The organism is Allocatenococcus thiocycli, from assembly GCF_921292965.1.
GTDB classification, from domain to species: Bacteria; Pseudomonadota; Gammaproteobacteria; order Enterobacterales; family Vibrionaceae; genus Vibrio; species Vibrio natriegens.
In genome coordinates this window covers 16097-35163 of sequence record NZ_CAKLCK010000038.1, presented here as the reverse complement: position 1 = coordinate 35163, position 19067 = coordinate 16097, and the positions used below count along the sequence as shown (strand labels likewise).

At 37.9% G+C, this 19067-nt stretch carries 24 protein-coding genes; 3 read left to right on the top strand and 21 right to left on the bottom strand.

All coding sequences use genetic code 11. From position 1 onward, the window contains the following. Window positions 1-521: 521 nt before the first annotated feature. The 14 genes from L9Q40_RS15235 to L9Q40_RS15170 form a co-directional block, all read right to left on the bottom strand. Window positions 522-1790 (bottom strand): Y-family DNA polymerase, encoded by a 1269-nt coding sequence (locus L9Q40_RS15235; RefSeq protein WP_498793796.1) that lies wholly within the window; start codon window positions 1788-1790, stop codon window positions 522-524. Next, window positions 1791-2195, bottom strand: a complete 405-nt coding sequence (locus L9Q40_RS15230) for a LexA family protein (RefSeq protein WP_498793795.1) — start codon at window positions 2193-2195, stop codon at window positions 1791-1793. It abuts the gene before it with no gap. Window positions 2196-2875: 680 nt separating this feature from the next. Next, window positions 2876-3751, bottom strand: coding sequence for an AAA family ATPase (locus L9Q40_RS15225; protein ID WP_498793816.1), 876 nt, complete (start codon window positions 3749-3751; stop codon window positions 2876-2878). A gap of 29 nt (window positions 3752-3780) precedes the next feature. After that, window positions 3781-4803 carry a DNA mismatch repair protein gene (locus L9Q40_RS15220; RefSeq protein ID WP_498793794.1) on the bottom strand — a complete coding sequence of 341 codons (1023 nt, stop codon included), beginning with the start codon at window positions 4801-4803 and terminating at the stop codon, window positions 3781-3783. A 970-nt stretch (window positions 4804-5773) separates the two neighbouring features. Next, complete coding sequence (locus L9Q40_RS15215) at window positions 5774-6886, bottom strand: Fic family protein (protein WP_498793793.1); 1113 nt, start codon at window positions 6884-6886, stop codon at window positions 5774-5776. A 264-nt stretch (window positions 6887-7150) separates the two neighbouring features. Continuing rightward, a complete protein-coding gene (locus tag L9Q40_RS15210) occupies window positions 7151-7492 on the bottom strand; it encodes a hypothetical protein (RefSeq protein ID WP_498793792.1) in 342 nt (113 codons plus the stop codon). 12 nt (window positions 7493-7504) lie between these two features. After that, window positions 7505-8488 (bottom strand): hypothetical protein, encoded by a 984-nt coding sequence (locus L9Q40_RS15205; RefSeq protein ID WP_498793791.1) that lies wholly within the window; start codon window positions 8486-8488, stop codon window positions 7505-7507. A 195-nt stretch (window positions 8489-8683) separates the two neighbouring features. After that, window positions 8684-9928, bottom strand: a complete 1245-nt coding sequence (locus L9Q40_RS15200; protein ID WP_498793790.1) for an AAA family ATPase — start codon at window positions 9926-9928, stop codon at window positions 8684-8686. A gap of 367 nt (window positions 9929-10295) precedes the next feature. Beyond that, on the bottom strand, window positions 10296-10607 hold the full coding sequence (locus L9Q40_RS15195; protein ID WP_498793789.1) for a hypothetical protein: 312 nt from the start codon (window positions 10605-10607) through the stop codon (window positions 10296-10298). A gap of 5 nt (window positions 10608-10612) precedes the next feature. Beyond that, window positions 10613-11380 (bottom strand): ParA family protein, encoded by a 768-nt coding sequence (locus L9Q40_RS15190; protein WP_498793788.1) that lies wholly within the window; start codon window positions 11378-11380, stop codon window positions 10613-10615. A 101-nt stretch (window positions 11381-11481) separates the two neighbouring features. Further along, complete coding sequence (locus L9Q40_RS15185; protein ID WP_498793787.1) at window positions 11482-12048, bottom strand: 3'-5' exonuclease; 567 nt, start codon at window positions 12046-12048, stop codon at window positions 11482-11484. Between the two features lie 61 nt (window positions 12049-12109). Further along, window positions 12110-12367 (bottom strand): hypothetical protein, encoded by a 258-nt coding sequence (locus L9Q40_RS15180; RefSeq protein ID WP_498793786.1) that lies wholly within the window; start codon window positions 12365-12367, stop codon window positions 12110-12112. A gap of 262 nt (window positions 12368-12629) precedes the next feature. Beyond that, window positions 12630-12881, bottom strand: coding sequence for a hypothetical protein (locus L9Q40_RS15175; RefSeq protein WP_498793785.1), 252 nt, complete (start codon window positions 12879-12881; stop codon window positions 12630-12632). Between the two features lie 11 nt (window positions 12882-12892). Beyond that, complete coding sequence (locus L9Q40_RS15170) at window positions 12893-13573, bottom strand: hypothetical protein (protein WP_498793784.1); 681 nt, start codon at window positions 13571-13573, stop codon at window positions 12893-12895. A 372-nt stretch (window positions 13574-13945) separates the two neighbouring features. Here L9Q40_RS15170 and L9Q40_RS15165 point away from each other — a divergent pair, with 372 nt between their 5' ends. Next, complete coding sequence (locus L9Q40_RS15165; RefSeq protein ID WP_498793783.1) at window positions 13946-14353, top strand: type IV toxin-antitoxin system AbiEi family antitoxin domain-containing protein; 408 nt, start codon at window positions 13946-13948, stop codon at window positions 14351-14353. Here L9Q40_RS15165 and L9Q40_RS15160 read toward each other — a convergent pair. The 5 genes from L9Q40_RS15160 to L9Q40_RS15140 form a co-directional block, all read right to left on the bottom strand. Next, window positions 14286-14540 (bottom strand): hypothetical protein, encoded by a 255-nt coding sequence (locus L9Q40_RS15160; RefSeq protein WP_498793817.1) that lies wholly within the window; start codon window positions 14538-14540, stop codon window positions 14286-14288. The genes L9Q40_RS15165 and L9Q40_RS15160 overlap by 68 nt on opposite strands. Then, window positions 14525-15112: a hypothetical protein gene (locus L9Q40_RS15155; protein WP_498793782.1), complete on the bottom strand. Its 588-nt coding sequence runs from the start codon at window positions 15110-15112 to the stop codon at window positions 14525-14527. The genes L9Q40_RS15160 and L9Q40_RS15155 overlap by 16 nt, the downstream gene beginning before the upstream one ends. 611 nt (window positions 15113-15723) lie before the next feature. Beyond that, the gene (locus L9Q40_RS15150) at window positions 15724-15939 is read right to left on the bottom strand and encodes a hypothetical protein (RefSeq protein WP_498793780.1); all 216 of its coding nucleotides are present in this window, start codon (window positions 15937-15939) and stop codon (window positions 15724-15726) included. Then, entirely contained in the window at window positions 15923-16129 is a 207-nt protein-coding gene (locus L9Q40_RS15145) for a hypothetical protein (RefSeq protein ID WP_498793779.1), read from the bottom strand. Before L9Q40_RS15145 ends, L9Q40_RS15150 begins: the two co-directional genes overlap by 17 nt. A 26-nt stretch (window positions 16130-16155) precedes the next feature. Continuing rightward, window positions 16156-16467, bottom strand: a complete 312-nt coding sequence (locus tag L9Q40_RS15140) for an MbcA/ParS/Xre antitoxin family protein (RefSeq protein ID WP_498793778.1) — start codon at window positions 16465-16467, stop codon at window positions 16156-16158. 238 nt (window positions 16468-16705) lie between these two features. Here L9Q40_RS15140 and L9Q40_RS15135 point away from each other — a divergent pair, with 238 nt between their 5' ends. After that, the gene (locus L9Q40_RS15135) at window positions 16706-17353 is read left to right on the top strand and encodes a recombinase family protein (RefSeq protein WP_498793777.1); all 648 of its coding nucleotides are present in this window, start codon (window positions 16706-16708) and stop codon (window positions 17351-17353) included. 13 nt (window positions 17354-17366) lie between these two features. Here the strand turns inward: L9Q40_RS15135 and L9Q40_RS15130 are convergent, their stop codons facing one another. Further along, window positions 17367-17963, bottom strand: a complete 597-nt coding sequence (locus tag L9Q40_RS15130; RefSeq protein WP_498793776.1) for a hypothetical protein — start codon at window positions 17961-17963, stop codon at window positions 17367-17369. Between the two features lie 191 nt (window positions 17964-18154). On the opposite strand from L9Q40_RS15130, the gene L9Q40_RS15125 reads away from it, so the two are divergent. Then, the gene (locus L9Q40_RS15125) at window positions 18155-18595 is read left to right on the top strand and encodes a hypothetical protein (RefSeq protein WP_498793775.1); all 441 of its coding nucleotides are present in this window, start codon (window positions 18155-18157) and stop codon (window positions 18593-18595) included. Window positions 18596-18793: 198 nt separating this feature from the next. On the opposite strand, the gene L9Q40_RS15120 is transcribed toward L9Q40_RS15125, so the two are convergent. After that, window positions 18794-18997, bottom strand: a complete 204-nt coding sequence (locus L9Q40_RS15120) for a hypothetical protein (RefSeq protein WP_498793774.1) — start codon at window positions 18995-18997, stop codon at window positions 18794-18796. Window positions 18998-19067: the final 70 nt, after the last annotated feature.

Below are 19067 nucleotides of genomic sequence, written 5' to 3'. Positions count from 1 at the left end.
CTGAGAAGCTTACTCATTTATCAATTATAGCTAACCAATTGATACTAGGCGGGTATTTTGTGTCACCTGAAAATACTTTCCGTAAGTCATTGAATTAGGAAGTGGATTGATTAAAAACTGACCACTCTCAGATTTGAAGCAGTACAAAAATTAAACACCTCATTGCAACTTACTGATACTAGGCGGGTATTTTGTGTCACCTGAAAAGTTTAATATTTTGTAAAATTTATGCTTCAAAAATGTGGCAGTGGAGATTAAAATTCAACCAAAAAATCTAACAATTTGAAAGTAAAGAATATTATAGGTGACAAATGCGGACGGGAAATGTCACTTTTACGGGTTTTTTGTGTCACCTGAACGGGTTTTTTGTGTCACCTGAACGGGTTTTTTGTGTCACCTATGTTCTTCTAAATTGCTGAAATAGAATGTTTATTCAGGGCTACAATAAAAGATAACAATAAAACATAACAATACTATTATTAAAAATTGAATTTTTTAAAAACAAAAGAGCAAGATCTGTTCTAACAAACGATCTGAGGTAAATCTCTCCAACAGGTAGTGAAACGTGGAGACAAGAACAAACGCTTCATTTCCCACTCCCTCTCTCGACCACAACTTCCAAACTTCAGTGTATTTGAGCCGAACCTCAGGTTCGTCTTGTCGATAATGGACATGAGGTTAGATTTGTCAGGATTGGGTTCAAGAAGGTCCAGCTGTAAACCCTTTTCCGACAAAATATCTACAAGGCCAACCCCAACCTTGCTAAATGCGACTTTGTCGCTAAAAAGTTGATCAATGTTCTGATTAATGACTTTTGTGATTTTAGTTAGATCAGCTGTTGGTGATTCAAAACGATGAATAAATTTAGCGCTGTAAGCATCTGTGTCGTACAAAGAGCTGCTAGCAAAGACTATCATCGTCTTACACCTGCTTTGTTGCTCCCTGAGCTTTCTAGATGCTATATGAGCATGTTTAGATAGAGCTTCGCATAGAGAATCTTTCGAAAAGATCTTTTCGCCTAAAGTCCTTGAGCTAAAGATCTGTTTTTTGTCTGCTCTGATTTCATCATAAGATCTACAGCGCTCCCCATTCAATTCTCGCGCAATTCGTTCAATTTCGATGTTATACGTGCGTCTGAGTTCGGAAAATGAAGCTTCGGATAGCTGTAATGCATTCGTAATACCCTCAAATTTCAAACGTTGAGTGTATTTGCTACCGATCCCCCAGATTTGATCACAATTGCTCTCTATGAGCGTTTTACGCATGTTTTCTGATTTGCCGATCCTAAAAACACCACTGGGTTCGTTTTTGGCCCATCTGTTAGCAAGCTTCGCCAACGTCAAAGTGTCACCAAAACCGACCGACACGGGGATGCGACATTCACGCCAAACTGTTTTACGAATTTCCTCCCCGACCCTTTGCGGGTCTAGGTTAGGGAAAGAGTCAAAGCAGAGAAATTGCTCGTCAATTGAGTAAATATGGTGGTCAGGACTGAAGCGGCCAATGGTCTGCATCATGCGCTCAGATATGCTCGCGTAGAGCTCGTAGTTGCTCGAAAAAACGTTGATTCCGAGAGTTTCGATGGCTTTCTGGTGTTTAAAGAACGGGTCAAACTTCTTGATCCCGAATTTTTCTCCAAGCCGTTTGGCGCTGTTATTCATCGCAACAATACAGCCATCGTTATTCGACAAAACAACAATCGGGGCCAACTGCCCTTTTTGGCGCAAATCAGGTCTGAATACGGCTTCACACGATGCGTAAAACGCATTAGCATCAACTAAGCAATACATCTACAAATACCCCATCAGGTTCATGGATCTATGAGCTCTGATGCTAGAGATAACCACACCTTCAATAGCGAACGTATCAGCTTCAGAAATCTCTATATCATCTTGCTCACTGCACGACAGTAAACGCCGCCCTTTTTTGTCCAATTTTTTGCACACGAACTGGCCGTTGTAGTTGGCAACAATGACGTCCATGTGAGCAGCTGTGGTCCCTCGGTCAACAATGAGTATATCCCCGTCAAATATGCCTTCAGCAACCATAGACTCCCCTTTCGCTTGCCCCAAAAACGTTGAACTTGGCCGAGGAATTAGAAGCTGATCGAGGCTTAATTCGAGTTCTTTGTATTCTTGAGCTGGGCTTTCAAAGCCACCGATTCCACATTCTGCAAATATAGGTATTACTTTCATACACTTACCAAAAACATACTGTATGTGCATACAGTATAGAAAAAGGGGAATTGTTGTCAATTGGGTTTTGCGAAAAATAGATGTACAGAGATTGATACCCTATAATACGGAAAGCAAATATTTAGTTTCCATATTCTAGATTATACTTTCCAAAGATTATAATTAATGATTTTCTAGTGTTGAATATTTTATTTCCTTATTTATTCTATTTAAATTTAGGAAAGCACAATTTTGTATTTCAAATTGTTATGGGGTGAATTCCCTTTTTGGCAACCAATCTTTGTCATCCTCTTTGTGCAAATCGAATTACTGAGATCAACCATAAATATGTATTACTCGTGTAATACATATCTCCGTTGATCACCCGATTGCTAGGTTGGCTTTGAGGATCTTTGTCACGCCATCTGTGCAAATTAAAAAAGCCGGATTTTATGGTGATAGCTTATGGTCACATGAGGTGTTTTTCTGATGTGTCGTTAATAAATTTGAGGCTGGACTGAAAATAAAAATGTATATTAGTTAGTTGGAAAATTTATAGTCACGGAGACTGGGTGAAGTGTGTTATTAAGCTACCAAATCAGGTGACCATAAAGTTCGCTTGATTCGAATCTTTGTCACCTTCTTTGTGAAAGATTTATCAGAGCCTGAGTTTGTTGTACCCAAGCTGGGGATATAATAGGCTACAGAACGTCTCGCAATTTTTTTCTGTTTTCCTTGGTTTCTTCATCTTCAACAACTCCGGCAACGGTGATGTGTTCCGGTTCATCAAGCGAAAAGTCACGTTTGGCGGCCTTGGTTCGGGAAGAATAAACGTCAGGGTTTACGGTCAATCCATTCTTAACTTCGACAAAAAACTCTCTTTGCTCATTTTCAGAGAAATAGTTGCTCTTTAGGTAAGCGATGCACAACTTGTTATTTTGCCTTTTTAATGTGAAAAGACATTTTGTTAGACGCATGATTGATGTCAATCCAGCGCCTGAAGCCATTGTGATTTCTTGATTCCCTCTGATTTCCTCTTTGTTCACATGATGCACTAGTAAAATGCTGGCACCGGACTCTTTAGCAAGATGCTGAATGACATTCTTAATGTGCCTGTCATGCTTAACCTCTTCACATTCCCCTATTGCTTCTGTAACTGTATCAATGATGACAAGGTTGAATTGCTTGAAGATTTCAATGAGTTCAGATAGATATTTTCTGTGATCAACTTGTTCGATTGCTGATTGAGTTGGTGGCACAACAATCGGGTCAATGTCTGTCAGAAAGTGAAGATTTTCGTTAAGTTCTTTTTTAATCTTTTGAGTGCAGTTTTTTAACTTGTCTGTCATTCGAGATTGAATAACATCGAGGCTATCTTCTGAGCTCAAAACTAATGTTTTTTGTGGCTGTTTTTGCGCAGATATACCAAGGATCTGCATAGTTGAAGCGTGCTCCATTGCTATGCATAGCGAAAGGTGTGATTTGCCCACGTTTGGGGCCGCGATTAACATTCCAACGTGCCCTTTTATTAAGCCTTTTAGAGTGAAGTCCAGTGGCTTCTTGTTTTTGGGCTCCATTAAGCTCTGTAAATTGCAGGTATTCACGATCACTCTCCAACGTATTTGATCTTTACTTCTTTTGTGTTTTCTGAAGTTTCAAAATGTAAGCCAAAGTCCAATTCAATTTGCTCTGCGCTAGCGAGCAGGTCCTTTTTCAAATCCCACTTAAATGACTTACTAGTTTCGCTAGCAATTGACTGAATATACTTCTTGATCAGCCAATCAAGTGTTTTGTTATGTAGGTATGAGCTTTTGTGGGTTGTTGAGTACTTTAAAAATGATCTAACAGATGCTTTTGAGTAATTCCCCATTTTTTTCTGTTCGAGTCTGTAAAAGTATCCATGATCTCTAATAGATTCTAGCAACTCTGGGGATGGGACTATGAATACATGATTAGTTCTAGATTTGTCTGAACTCGAAGTTGCCTTGAACTTGCTCTCATCACAGTAAAAGCAATATTTACTGATAAATGAGACATTTTTGGTGCTTAGTATCTGGCCTTCATCATTTAGCTCATTGACTGCTAGGCTCGCTGTAGATAATTGTGTAATCCTTTTCTCAATCTGATCATAGTTTTGTCTAGATGTTGTCATCCCCATTTGCATAGCAAGATCATACATGCTCATTGATAGAACAGTGGCATCACTATCTAAAACATCGCTGAATACGGGGTTCTGTGAGCTTGATAGCTTCCCCTCATCGATGGTTTCAAAAACTTTAGACCATGTAAATTTTTTACCTGCTTCATATGAGTCATCATCAAGGCGGATGGTTTTACCAAACGCTAGTAGTGTTTCTAGTATGTCTCGATGACCTTGGAGTAAGTAGTTTACATGAAGATCAACTCTGTAATCTTTGCCGTAACTATTTATGTGTACAGATTCCAAAGGGTGTTTTGGATCTGGGCCTCCTAACTCAACAATTTGATGCATTTTGTTGACCATTGAGGGGGTTAACCTAATGGAAGGGTGAAAAATTGTTGCCCTTGAGAACAAGATGGAGGAGATAAACTTGTTCTTTCTGTCTTCTTCGTTGATGACACTTAAGCTTGTATTTTCAGTGAGACTCAAGTTTTCCTCCTACATTTTTCTCGGTCAATTATGATACCAAGTCTGCTAATTATGATATGAAATAGGTAAATAATGATACCTGTTCTGTCAATTATGACATGGCGTAGGTAAATAATGATATAGAAAAATCGATTGTGGCAATGTTGCTGAAAAATGGAAGAAAAATAGGTAAATAATGATATTGGTGTCACAAAAATAGGTAAATAATGATAAGATTCGTAGGTAAATAATGATATTTTATCGGTAAATAATGATATTTTATCGGTAAATAATGATATTTTATCGGTAAATAATGATATTTTTAGCACCTCTCTAAGAATGTAGAACTATAGAATATAGTTCTAAAAGAAATTACGAATTTCGCTGAGGCTCAAATCGTTGCTCAAAATCAAGCAAAAACCCTTAGGGGCTTTTTACTCGATTTTCGAGCTCAGAATGGATCGTACCCTACTTGGGAGATCATCTGGTCAAAATCTTACCTTATTGATCTAATTTAGATCTTTTTTGTCGTGCAAGGATCTGGTTTTCTGGAGGTTTTGTATTTATGTAGCTTAAATCACGCCTGTGTGGACCTCAGAGCTGCTGAAATGAAAAATCTGAGGAATTGTACTTGTTTGACTTTTTGCGCTGATGCGATGGCTTGTAGCTCTTTTTTAAAAATCAAAAAAGTACTTACTTTGTTTGTGTGTATGTGTGTAACTTCGCAGAAGTTATGCATCATATGCACAAATTTTTTTGTGTGGTTATGTGTGTCAACTCGAAGAGTTGTCCACATATCCATACTATGAGGTAAGAGTTCGCATTATCACATTTGTAAGAGTCGTCAAAAGGATGCCTTCAATTCTGCTTAACGACTAGTTTTTTGAGTGTTCAGATCTTAAGAGATGAGCAAAATAAAACCTCACCACTCCACCTTTGTTACAGCAGTGGTTTCGTTGAGGTGAGGCTAATCATGAACTAAATGGTATTTCTAGGTAAATGGCTCAAAGTCGTTAATATCGTTTGTCATCAAGAATAGTAAGCGGGTGTTGATAAACAAGGTTTCACGGCCTACTTGTTTTGACTCAAGAATGCCGATTTGCTCTAGCTTTTTCAGCGTTGTCATGGCTGCTTGTCTTGAGCCTAATATTCCTTTTTCTTTTAGGTTTCTTACTCGAACATATGGGTTTTCGAATAGAAGTGATACCAGTTCGTGCGAGTAATTTTTTGGGATCTCGGATTGAATGAAACTTTCCGTTTGCTTCTGTAACTCCACTACGGCGTTAACCTTATTGAAGGTCCAATCTGCCGTTATCTTTATAGCATCCAGCATGAAGCAAACCCAAGGTTCCCAATCCTGATTTCTGCTTACATCAAGCAACAGTTTGTAGTACTCGTCTTTGTTTTGAACAATGAATCGACTCAAATACAAGATTGGCTGAGAAAGCATCCCTTTCTCGATCAAGTAAAGGATATTCAAGATCCTTCCTGTCCTACCATTACCGTCCAAAAACGGGTGGATTGCCTCAAATTGATAGTGAGCAATAGCTAAAGCAATCAATGGATCTATTTCGCTGTAATGAGCATAGTGCTCCCAGTTTGAGAGCTTGTTTCGTATTACATCCTCACCAACTGGAGGAGTGTAGATAACTTCCCCTGTTCTTTGGTTCTTCAGGTTCGTTCCAGTGACCTTGCGAATATCGACATGGCTACCTGTTAATTCACTACACACTTGAATAGCAGTGCTTACGCACAAAGGTCGGTCTTGTAAAGATGCAAACCCGGTAAACAATGCCTGTTTGTATCTTAGTGTTTCTTTGGTAGCTGGATCAGCTTTTTCAACATCATTACTGTGTTTGAATAGTTCGTCCGTTGTAGTGACGATGTTTTCAATCTCAGAGCTCGATTTTGACTCAAGAATTGGTATTAGGTTTATTAGCAGATTTTGATCTGCTAGTAGCCTTGCTACTTGGTTGAGTGCAGCCAAAGATCTCGATGCACCAACTAGTCTTTTGAAGACCTCAACTGTTTCAATTTCAGCTGTTGGTGGTAAAGGTGGTAAATCGAATGGTGTATCAGGGTTGAAAATTGCTGGTTGGTCCATAGGTTAAAATTTCTTGATTTTTTTAACGTATGAAGAATGATAGGTTAATTCAGCTTACATGAAAATATATATAGGTTAAAATTTCCTTATTTTTTTAACCTATGAAGGATTGTAGGTTAATTCAGATAACATGAAAATTTGTATAGGTTAATTTTTCATGATTTTTTTAACGTATAGGTTGTTATCGGTTGATCCAATTAACGTGAAAAGGAAGACATGTTAATATTTATTGATTTTCTTAACATGTCCTGTAATTTGTAGGCGTTATATTATTTTGATTTTGATTTTGGTTGGCCGCTCAAGTTTGTAATCAATGGTGATCGGGGCATCGTAAACATCGTCTCGATAGCCCTTGTAGCCTTTCTCGTATGTAGTCACTCGTGCATCGAACTCCACTTCTAATCCGACTTTGCAGAGGTCCCATGACTTGCCTTTGGTGAACCATAAGTGATCAGTAACCTGCTTGCCTGTTTCGGCTATTCGAACATCGTTAAGCAAAATTGTTGGTATCGGCCCACCACGGAAAGCCGATTTCTCACCAAAACGCCCTACTCTAGCGACGAATCTCATCCGCTGGCCGTCGATAGCCTTAAGTTCTTTTCTCATGATGATGATCCCTTACGTTAGACGGAACGAGCCGTTATCTGTTGCTACAAGTACGTTGCGTTCTGCAAGTGCTTCTAAGTAGTTTTTGATTTCACGTTGTTTGATCATGCTTCCGAATTTTTGACGGATTTCTCGATGAGTTGGTTTGCATAAACCTGCAACCACTGCGCATTTTAATTCTTCTAAGATTTGCTCACGAACCTTAGCTGCAAAGACAATTTCCTTATCAGGTGTAATTAATGTTGTCTCGCCCTGCCCTGTGTTTTTAGAATTTTTTGTGCTCAACTTGTCTAGTGTCTCGGCTGTCTCGCCTTGTGAGATAGGGGTTTTTGATGGGTATTGTCTATTTGTGTCTAGCTCCGCCTCATGTGTATTGCCTGTGTAATACATCGTTGTCTTAAGGTTGTGTAGACATAGAGTCATCATTGCTGAGATAATCTCTAGAGAGATAGCAATAATGAATACAATTTCAGTTGAGAACTTAGCTAAAAATGAGTCGTCGTTTGCTCCATTGGTTTGGTCGAGTAGGGCATTAAGTTCTGAATTTTTGGTGTTGATTAATTTTTGTGTTGCATCAGCTTTAGTTACGAAGTTGATAGAAAGTTGCTTGGTTTTAAGTTCATTTAGCGACTTAATTTCTGCTTCAAGATTAGAAGCTTTTTTGGAAGCAATTTGAGCTGCATTAGAAGTGCGTAGTGCGTTGTTAACGCCGTTTTGTAGAGAAAATATGCTTGCAGCTGTACTAATCCCCATCAGCGTAAGTGTCAGAGATCCAAGGAGTAGGGTGGTGATCATGTTTTTGCTAACAAGGCGAGACATTAGAGATGGGGCAAATGTCTTTGTGATATCCAAGATAAGACCTGATACACCGAAGACGGCCCCAAGACCTGCTGCTGTTCCAAGTGAGAACATAAAGGTTACTGTTAGATATGCTGATGTTATTGCTGATGCTGCGAGTATTGTTGTGCAGAAGGCACGTATTCCTGTATTATTCATTGTGATTAATCCTAAATTTTTGCGAGTTTAGCGTTAGTTATGACCCCGTTTTGGTGCCAGCCTTGACGGGGTTTTTTATAAACTATGTGTGTATTACCTATGTATTACATTGTGGGTAATTTAACTCGAAAAGTCTAGTAATCCATTGAATAAACGGAAGTTATTGCATAATTTTTCCTAGCGTTCTCAATAGTGCTACTTCTCTTCGGACTTCAGCACTTTGAATAGGGCATCTTTATCAATTTGGTCATCTGAAATCTGAATAAGTGCTGATTCATATGATGGTTCGCATAGCTCCCATCTTGGGCCACGTTTTCTAATTAAGCCTTGCTGATCTAGATTTGTTAATGCGTGGTTGATTGATGTGGCCGAGAAGCCAACGAAAGATGTGAATTCAGCTGTTGTTACTTTAGTCGGTTTTATGTGAGCAATTGCGATTAGCAGCGCAATCTCTGTCTTTTTACTAGCAGCTTGTTTTTCTCGAATAATCGATTTCACTTCTCCGACAGTAAGTTCGGTCACATAGCTGTTCCAAGCTTTACCGACAATTTCTTCAGTAATGTGTTTGACCTGCGTTTCGTCAAAGGTGGCAATTTGAAATGAGGATAGGGCTAGTTGATTGAAGTCTCGCGGATGACCTTTTGATATTTCATAAATCCGTTCCAAAGCTCCATCATCGAAAGTGAATCCTGATTCTTTAGCAGCTTTCTTCAAGTGTTTAATGCAGTCATCAGCTGGTAGTTCATCAATAGACATACTGCTACACATGCCAAAAAGCGCTCGTGATTGGTCGGTGAACGCTTCAGTCATCATTCTTCGCTTTGAGCCAGCGAATATCATGCATACATTCTCTGCATGTTGTAGACCACCGCGAATATCCCATTCGATTTTTTCGCCCTTATTTTTGTCGATCTCCTGAAGAGTTTGAAACTCATCAATGATGATGCAGGCTTTTGCTTTGCATTTTGTCGCGAGCTCATCAAGTGACTTGATTGCTAAATCGATTGGGGATTCGATGCCAGAAGGTATTTTAAGCTTCATGGTTAGCTTTGCTAAATCTCTACCGCCAATAGCAAGTTCCGGGGTGAACTTGTTGAAAATTGATTTAGCAAGTTCAGCGATGTTCTTTTTGTTGTTGATGATTTGGCTCGTAGCTTCAGAGATCGAGTGCAAGATTTTTCGTTGAGCCGAGTCTAGCGTTGCACAAGATGATATATCGCAAATGTCCCAAGCGAATTCAGTTATCCCGTACATCTTTTTTGATTTGTGGATCTGATTACACGCATATGTAGCTATTGATGTTTTTCCAAAGCGCCTTTCGCCAGCCAGCCAAGTGTTGTTTGATGATGTGATATCGATGATTAGTCTTTGAGTTTCTTCTTTTCTGTCAAAGAATGATTTGTCTTTGGCAACCTTTTTCGAGAAGTAGTCTGAGTACATTGTTTATATCTCCAGAATCTATGATGTAGATACTATATCTTAGAAACTACAGCATAGAAACTATAATATAGTTGCTGTGTGAATTTTATGTAATACATATGTATTACACAGTGTTGGAGAGAGGATAATATTAGTTTTATCATAAGTTTAGATGGGCGAGGATTGGTCTTTGAGCGGGGGGCAATCATGATGAAAAACCGGACTGCTAAAAATAGATATTAGGCTCTGCAAATCTTTTGGTGAGATCTTAGTCGAGCCTTGGATAGAAAAGGCACTTCTAACGGTTAGTCGTTGGCCTTTGTATGGCGGGAGTAAGGTGTTTTGATATGAATTTGTTGAGTGTAATACATGTGTATTACACTTAATATTACATGTCATTTATGAGAGCTAATAGTTTATCTTGGTCGATCTCATCTTTCATTGCTGTTAACGCCCTCATTAGTTTGGCTGGAGATACCTTCCTTTTGGTATCTTCTTGAAGTTCATCAACCCAGTCATTAACAGCTTTTTTGTCAGAAAGAGATAGGCGCATTGTTAGCGGTGATACTTTATATGTCGTATCTACTCTTTCGTGAACAGTTGTTATGCGAGCTTTGTGGTCGCGATCTTGCGCTTTGTCTTTCTTTCCAAGACCAGCTAGTGAAGAGCTAGCTCCTTTTCCTTTTAGCGATGATTTCATAGTTTTTATATTTTGTTTAATTCGTTAAGTAGAGAGCTGTAGTCGTTATTTACAAGCGCGGCCTTGTTGAAGAGTCGAACTGGTGATGACACAGCATTTGCTTTAGAGATATCTTCCGACTTTCTAATAACCGTGTTCAACACAAAGTCTTTAATTACCGACAATTCTTCATTAATAAAATCATTAATAATAGAGTTGCGTTTATCTACCTCATTTCTAAGAATCCTGTAGTTCACATCGTCACCTTTAATTTCTTCGACGGCCTCAAGTAACGGAGCGATACCGTCAAGCGAGAATGCTCCTGAGTCGACAGGGATAATGATTAACTCGGATGCTTGGATTGCGTTAAGAGTTGTTAGAGATAAGTTTGGCGGGGTGTCCAACAAAACATAGTCGAAGTCATTTTTGATTTTGCTAAGTTGTCTCTCAAGAATACGCTCTCTATTGATTTTGGTTAGTGATGTCTCGATCACTCGTGATAACTGGTAGTCCGCTGGCACAATGAAAAGATTTTCCATTGGGGTTTCACTTCTAACCGTGTTTTGGATTAGGTCAGAAATGTTTACGACTTTAGGTTTGTCGAATAGATGAGCAACTGTCTCTTCAAACTCAAATGCTGTTTTGCCATCAAGTAAAGTTTTTGAACAGTTGCCTTGTGGGTCTAGGTCAATAACTAGAACTCGTTTCTTTCTTGCTAGCTCTGAAGCTAGATTGACTAGAGTTGTTGTCTTGCCAACTCCGCCTTTTTGATTTGCTAATGCTATGATTTTCATGTGATTCTCTTGTGTATTACTTATGTATTACATTTTAATTTAATTCCATGCAAAAGCAAATTTATTTATTGATTTGTTGCGTTATTTATCTTGTTTGTGATTCACGAATCATTCTTTGCTATAGCTTTTAGTACGTCTGTTGCTGCCAACGTATCAGCTGTCGCATCATGGGCACGGCCACGCCATTTAGAGCCTGAGTAGTGCATAGCATCAGCTAACGATATCGAGCCATAGCTATTAGTGGATCCATAAATTTCGGCTGCGAGCTTCATCAAACAATAATGTGAGCAATTTTCCGTAATCCATTTATAGCAATCAGCTTCTTTGTTGTGCCTGCTATTGAGCAGGGCATCGAGGTCGAATTGGATATTAAAAGATGCCCATTTGCGGTGGCCGATAGTCTCTCCAAGTTCTGTAGCAATTTGCTCGAAGGATGGTGCATCTTTGATGTCTTCATCGGAAAACCCATGTTTATCGAAAGCTCCTTGGGTAATAGGTTTTTCTGACTTTACTAGCGATTCGAAAATCACTTCTCCGGACCTACTAGAAGCTGCGCAAATTTGAATAACCTCGCCATCAAGATCAGTTGTTTCTGTATCAATCACGATCAAATCGTTCTCGATGTACTTCTTCGCCTCAGTCACTAACTTATATTTTTTAGACGACATCTTACTCGCCTTTGCTAGGTTCTCAACTGCTGCTATTTGAGCCTCGGTCCTAGGTTTTTTGCTAAGCTCGCGCATTGCTACGCATTGCTACGCATTGGTCGATGCGGTAGAGGTTTATTTCGTTTTTGTAGTCGTTAATGTAGCTGCCAGCTGGTACAGCGTTTTTAGACGGTTTTAACCGGAAAAGAGCTTTCAGTGTAGCTTTGGTGTGCATTTTTTTGTTATCAATGCCCTCGTGATCAACAGCGTCACGGCGCTGTGCAAAGTCCATCTCTTCGAAGCCTTTAATTGTATCTTTGTAAAAATCTATCGCTTTCATAATCTCAACCTTTTTCTTTCAAGATAGGCGGTGAAAACCCGGAGTGCAATAGTTAATTTTAAATGTAAGTAATTAATATATATAAATAAATTTATATATATTAAATAATGAAGGTGTTGATTTTGTGGCTTAATTTATTGGCAGGAGGGAGGTGTTGTTATAGAAACTATTCTGTAGTTTCTATAACATAGTTTCTATAACATAGTTTCTATATCGTAGTTGTTAATAAGACCTAGCTCGTTTCTCTGAGCTTTTGATGGTTTCAACTAGATTTGTTATTCGAGAATTTAACGTTTTTGTACTTTGCCAGTTCATCAACAGTGCTCATTGCAGACTCAACTGACTTGATAGCTTTAGCGACTGCCGAATCATAACTTGCACCAGCTTTGATTCTTGATTGCCTTTGACTTAAGCCTTCAATGAAGTAGAGGCGGAGAGCCTCTACGATTTCGGGTTTGCTGATGCGAGTTAGCTTGATGAGTAATTGCAGCTTCTCTTCTTGTTTAGTTTTCATAAAACCACTCACTACTTAAAGAATGCATAAGCCATTTTCTTACCTTTTTTCGCGTACTGCTTGCCGAATTTTAAGATCGGAGTTCCATCGATTAAGTCACCGATAGAAAAATCTTCGACACAAACTTCAACTTTTGCTTTTGATGAATCTCCGACGATTTCTTTGTGAACAGTGATAGAGTCAATCATATCTCCGCTTGCTTTGTAGTCACAAACGAGGAGGGTGCCAACGATGAAATCAATTTCTGGATAATCACGAGCAAAAACACGGAATGTTTCATTTGTTTTTGGATCTTTAAGTCTGTACGAATAGCCTTTCTTTTCAGAAATCATAAGTTTTTGATGGTTGTCTAGCTCACCATTTTCATCAGATTCCAACTCACATGCTTTAGTTACATTGAATAGCAAAATAGTGTCATTATAGATTTTGTATGAATCAGCGTTGCGCGGAGTTAAATCCGTTACGCTATCTACTTCGTAATTAACAGAATTGAAATCAATGATTAGTGGCCCGTTTGCCATATCCATCGGTTGTTTGCTTGATAGAAGATCTGCAATTTTAAAGAGGTCTTCTTCAGCCAATTTTGATGAATTGAACACTAAAAAGAGCTGATTCGTTTCTGGCAAAAATTGAGCATTCATATCGAGTTCTGTGATTAGTTCTTTACCGTCTTTGTCTTTGATAGTTAGCATTTTATAACCTTTAATGATTTCGTTTCGTTAAGTTAAATGTACACTTTAAAGTGTATTGGTGCAATACTGTATAAATGTACGGACTTTCTAAAAATCAATAACTTATATTGATCCCTCTTTCTAAGTGACAGACATGGAAGGGATAATTATTTTTAAAAAATCTGTAGTTGGTTTTGTGTGGTGGATGAACTTAAATGAGAAGCTCATGTGTATAAGCTAAAAATAGTTAAGCTAATTATTTTTAGCTTAACTTTTATTAGCTTAATTAGCTGGAGAGGGAGTTTTGTGGGTTAAATTAATGATTTTGCGAAAAATTTCAGATTAAAGCGGCTGTTTGACAATATTGTGTATGTAGGACGAAACGTATCAATAATGAATGAATCAAAACTAGAAAAGCTAACAAAGCTATCTGTGTTTACGACGACTGATGCAGTTAAGGTTGGAGTCACGCGAGCTGACCTAACTCGCGGTGTAAAGCAAAGATGCTTGGTGCGGTTGCAGCGTGGACTCTATGCCGTCAATGGCCGACAGATGTCTTATTTGTGGCCGTTCGCTGAAGCAAGCGTTCGTTCTAAAGGTTGTATTATTTGTCTTCAATCAGCACTCAGATATCACAAGATCATCGATGAGCCTTCTCGTGATGTGTGGGTTTGCATCAAGAAGGTAAATCCAAATAACAATTCTTGTTGTTCATTAAAGGTGTTAATTTCTATCATTGTATTTTTAATTTCACTGTTTTATAGGTTTCAAGTTTTTCAAATATCTCGTTGGCTTTTATGACAGATTTAGCCGCACGATGAACCGTTGAATCTGAGCTTGCTCCAGCCAGAATTGTTGCCTGAAGGTTGTTGTGACGTTCTATGAATCGGAGGCGTAGAGCCTCCTTGATTGCTGGGGTAACGATTCGCGTTGCGCTAATGAGTAAGTCTAGCTTTTCTTGCTGTAATTTTTTCACATTAGGTTCCATGCTTCTTCCTCTAGTTCTTTTTGATTTGTTAATTCACAATAGAGTGCAAAGCACATCATTCGCGGTGATACATAGCGAGCATTTGGTTTTAGTTTTTCAATCCAGTTGTTAGAGATGGTTTGATTAAATTCCAAGTTTAAGGCTTCGAAAATTTGCGTAGAAAACTCTTTTAAAAAAGCGAAAATATCCCCTTTATTACTAAGGCTGTATTTAGATGACGTGTTTTTTAGAGAAACCTCAAATGGATGTCCATTATTTAAATTGTTTTCTAATATTTCGTCTTCATATTTTTCAAATTTCGATACGCTATCATTCAATGCATCATTAATGATTGCTTCTGCTTCACCCATTTCTTGCTCTGTAAGATGTCTGTTGAGCATATGGTATGCACAATCTTGTACTTCAAACTCATTGAGTTCCAAAACATCTAATATAGTTTCAGGTATAATATTAATTAAGTCTTCATTAGATTTTATGCGCTCAATTACATCCATAAGTTTTATGTTTTGAATTTCTTCGAGTTCATTTTTTAATTTTAACGTGGTTTCTTTATCTACAATTATGTTGTTCATCTTTATTTCCAGTGGTTTGTTTATGTAACTATATTTGGCTATTAAAGGCCGGATTGCAACACTGTATAAATAAACGGTCTTACGCCAGAACAATGACTTATAATAAGGGTTAAACATAAGTTACTGTTAATGATCACTTTATTTTATTTAATTTTTTTCAAAAAAAAGTTTTCCAAGATAAAAGTTTGCATTTGGTTCAGAGATTTTCTTAATTATCAAAGTATAAGTTCGATAATTCAGAGGTTAGTATGCAGTGCAAGTGTGGCGGTGAAGTAGTAAATAGCGTTCATTCCGTGAAAACAGAAAAAGGTCTAGCAGGATGGCATGACAGTGCCTTCGTCAAAAGTAAGGCTCCGTATTCCATTGATCAATCAATTTGCAAAGCTTGCGGCAGAGTGGCTCACATCATTGTTACTGATTCGAGCGGTGACGAATTATTGCCAAGGTGGCCTGATGCCTAATGTTCATTATTAAACAAGGTTTTAGGCTTGAAAATGATTTTTTACTAGGTTAATTATTCTGCCCAAGGTCTATTTCACGCACTAATCTTTACTACCACAATTAGTAATTACTAAAATTGCTAGTAAAGTGTGGTTTTCATCATTAATTCATCAACTTAATGTGTCGTCATCAGTAAGTTCTGAATCTAAATCAATTTCCATTCCATCAGTTAACTCTAGCCCAACTGAATTGAGACCAGATAACGATTCAATTCGTTTGCCAGCTTCAATGTCTTCGTCAATCATTGCTAACTTACTTTTTAGATGATCAGGGCTCGCATCAAACAATTCTTCGCCAACTGGTTGCGCGTTATTCCATTCTGTCAATGCCACGCTCCTGACACATTTCTAAAAAGATGCGTAGAGACTTCGCCCCTTCCTCTTCCAGCTCTGCAATGCTTTCACCGTAGAAGTCAGCGCCACCATTTATCCCGACAAATTCACCACGAAACGTTTCAGCATCGGGATCGTAATCAATAAGAGCCTTAACTCCGCTGATAACCATTAAATTTTTCATGTCTTAACTCCGCGTTGCTAGTTTACTCAACTAAATAGTTTGTGATTGAGATATTTCACAACATCAGAAAATCCGTTTTGTTCAGAGGTGAGTAGATCAATTGGCCGTTTATTATCAAAGTCTCTGTTTCTCATCTTGATCCAGCCATACAGCAGCTCAGGATTTTTTGGATAAAGCAATCTCAAAGAACGGTGAATAGTGAGCAGTTGTCTTTGTCGTTCTACCGTTTCTACTTTGTCCCCAAGTAATATTCTGGCTTCTTCTTCATTGAGCTTCCAATGCCAAAACAACTTTCCAATCGCTTTTTCGACAACTTCTTGAGCATCTGTATCTGTCATTCGCTAAATTCTCTAACGCTGGTTTTATGTACAGTGGTTTTCAACTAGTCTATTTCAAAATAGGCTATTTCAAAATAGTCTATTTCAAAATATGTTAACTAAATTTGAGGTCAGCTTTCCTATCGCACTTGGGTGTACCTTTATGCGAGTGATGCTTGCTGGTTCAGAACTATTGTAAATGCGATAGTTAAATGCGAGTATAGTGTTTGCGATAATTAAATGCGATAGTTAAAGAAAAATGGACATATTCGGGTATCTAAGAGCGTCAACTGATGAGCAAGACGCTAATCGTGCAAAAAACGAGTTAGAGTTATTTGTACAGCAAAATGGTTATAAAATGCGTTATTGCTTTACTGAGAATGTTTCAGGTGCATCACTCAAAAGACCTGAACTTTTTAAGCTTTTAGATTTCGCTCAAGAGGGCGACTGTCTACTGGTCGAGGCTGTAGATCGGTTATCTCGGTTGAGTGAAGATGACTGGGTTAAACTCAAGCGTATAATCGACTCTAAATCTATCAAGATAATTAGTTTAGATTTACCAACCTCACACATGATTTTAAAGCCAATCTTCCCTGATGAGTTCATGAATAGCGTGTTTAAGGCATTCAACAATATGATGCTTGATACGTTGGCCGCTGTCGCTAGAAAAGATTACGTAGATCGCCGCCGCAGGGCTGCGCAAGGTATAAAGAAAGCCAAAGAGGCTGGTAAGTACAAAGGTCGCCAGTTTGATAAAGATCTCTATGAGACTATCTATAAGCTGAGAGTTGAGAATGATAACTCGATTGCTAAAACAGCTAAGCTAACAAGGGTTCACGCTAGCACTGTTTGTCGAGCTATTAACAAGATTAATGATCTTAAAGAGCGTGGTGAATGTTGGTTTTAGTAATTAGCTAACGTTATGATTGCTCAGCTTCACTTCTATTTCGCTTCAATGTCCAAGCATTCAGCTTATCTTCTTTCATAGCGCCATCAAATTTGTTGTATGCATCATGAATGCTTGTAACGATCTCTTTGTAGTCGTCGCCTATTTGATGCTTCAAATTGCCGTGATTAGCGTTAGCAGTAAGAACTAGTAATGCATTGGTGGCTTGCTCAGCAATTTCTCTCAGCTTTGTTTTTCGATAGTTCTTGTACATTTCATCGATGAACGAATCTAGAGTGTCTAAGCAACTGACTTCTACATCACCGCCTAGCAATTCACTTCTCTTTAATATTTCTTTTTTTCCTTCGAGTTCGCGGTGCGAATTGGCGTAACCTAGGTATCCATCAACATCAAAGTGCTTTATCTCAGATGCTTCTTTTTTAATAAAATCTACATCCATAGCAAAGTAGTACGTTTGACCATTCTCAATAGCAATATCAAATTTCTTAAAGAGGCTCTTGATATCAATCTCAAAGAGGTTAGCTAAAGTTTTTGATTTCTTACCGCTTCCATTTTCAATATAGATAGTTTGCTGTCCTAGTAGCTTGTTACCATTTCTTTTGATTTGCACGATAGACTCCTTTTGGTTCCTAGAAATTATAATATCATCTGTTTAAAATTAAATCTATGATATTTCGTGAATATAGTTATAGTTTTTGAGATTTATTATTTTAAGTTTTAGAAACTATACTAATAGTTTCCAGAATCCATTTGTTATGTTGCCTTTTAAAAGTTACGATGTAACTAACAAAAGGGGCAAAAATGAAAACAATTAATATAGAAGAGTACGAAAAATTTGAAGAAGCAGTTGAGGCTGGGCTTTCTGTTGCCGATGATCACTATTACGACCCGCTGCAAGCAAGAAAAGTGGCAGCGTTCCACGAGGCTAAAGAGAAACTGGGTGAATCTCTATATATCGATCTTCTTGAAGATGTGTTTGATGCATTAATTTCAGATAAAGAGGTGAGTCAATATCCATCATTCACTTCATTAGCTTCAGCAGCAAATAATATTCAGAATGCCATGAATAATTGGTCAAGCGTTGTTAAGAGAGGCGGATTAAAATATGGTTTAAAGCCGAATAAAAGAGGAGCCGCAAAAGCTCTCATTGATGAAATTAAAAGTCTCAATAAAGAATCATTTAGTCCCACAGAATTATTCAATATGCTTTCTTTGTGGCTCGCGCTAAAAAGTTATCTATAAAAAGTTGCATTTACGCTTCTGAGTTTGTATTAATTAAGAGTAAATGATGATTTCATTCAATTTACCAATGGTTAAAGTCCTCCTCTTCGGAGGGGGCATCAAAAAAAATACTCTGGTCATAGTTCTTTGACTTTCATTTTGTATAAAAAAACCAGCTTTCACAGAGCTGGTTTCTTTTTTTTCTAATTTATTAATGGTTTATGCGGCTTGCCTTTGTAGCCAAATCTCTCTCATGTAATCCGCTCCAAGAGCCTTTCTTAATTGTTCATCTAGTTGTTTTGCAGAACCAACAATAAAGCGTTTAAAGCCGCTCTTGTCAGTAAATAGAATGCTGTGAGTTTTGTTATCTAATTTGAAGTTAACTTTTGAGTATGTGGTTGGTATATCAATTAGTAGGTTCATAATATTCTTTTTCATTTTGTTTGTATCTATATATAAGTACATTTTTAACCATTGTGCAAATAAAATTAAA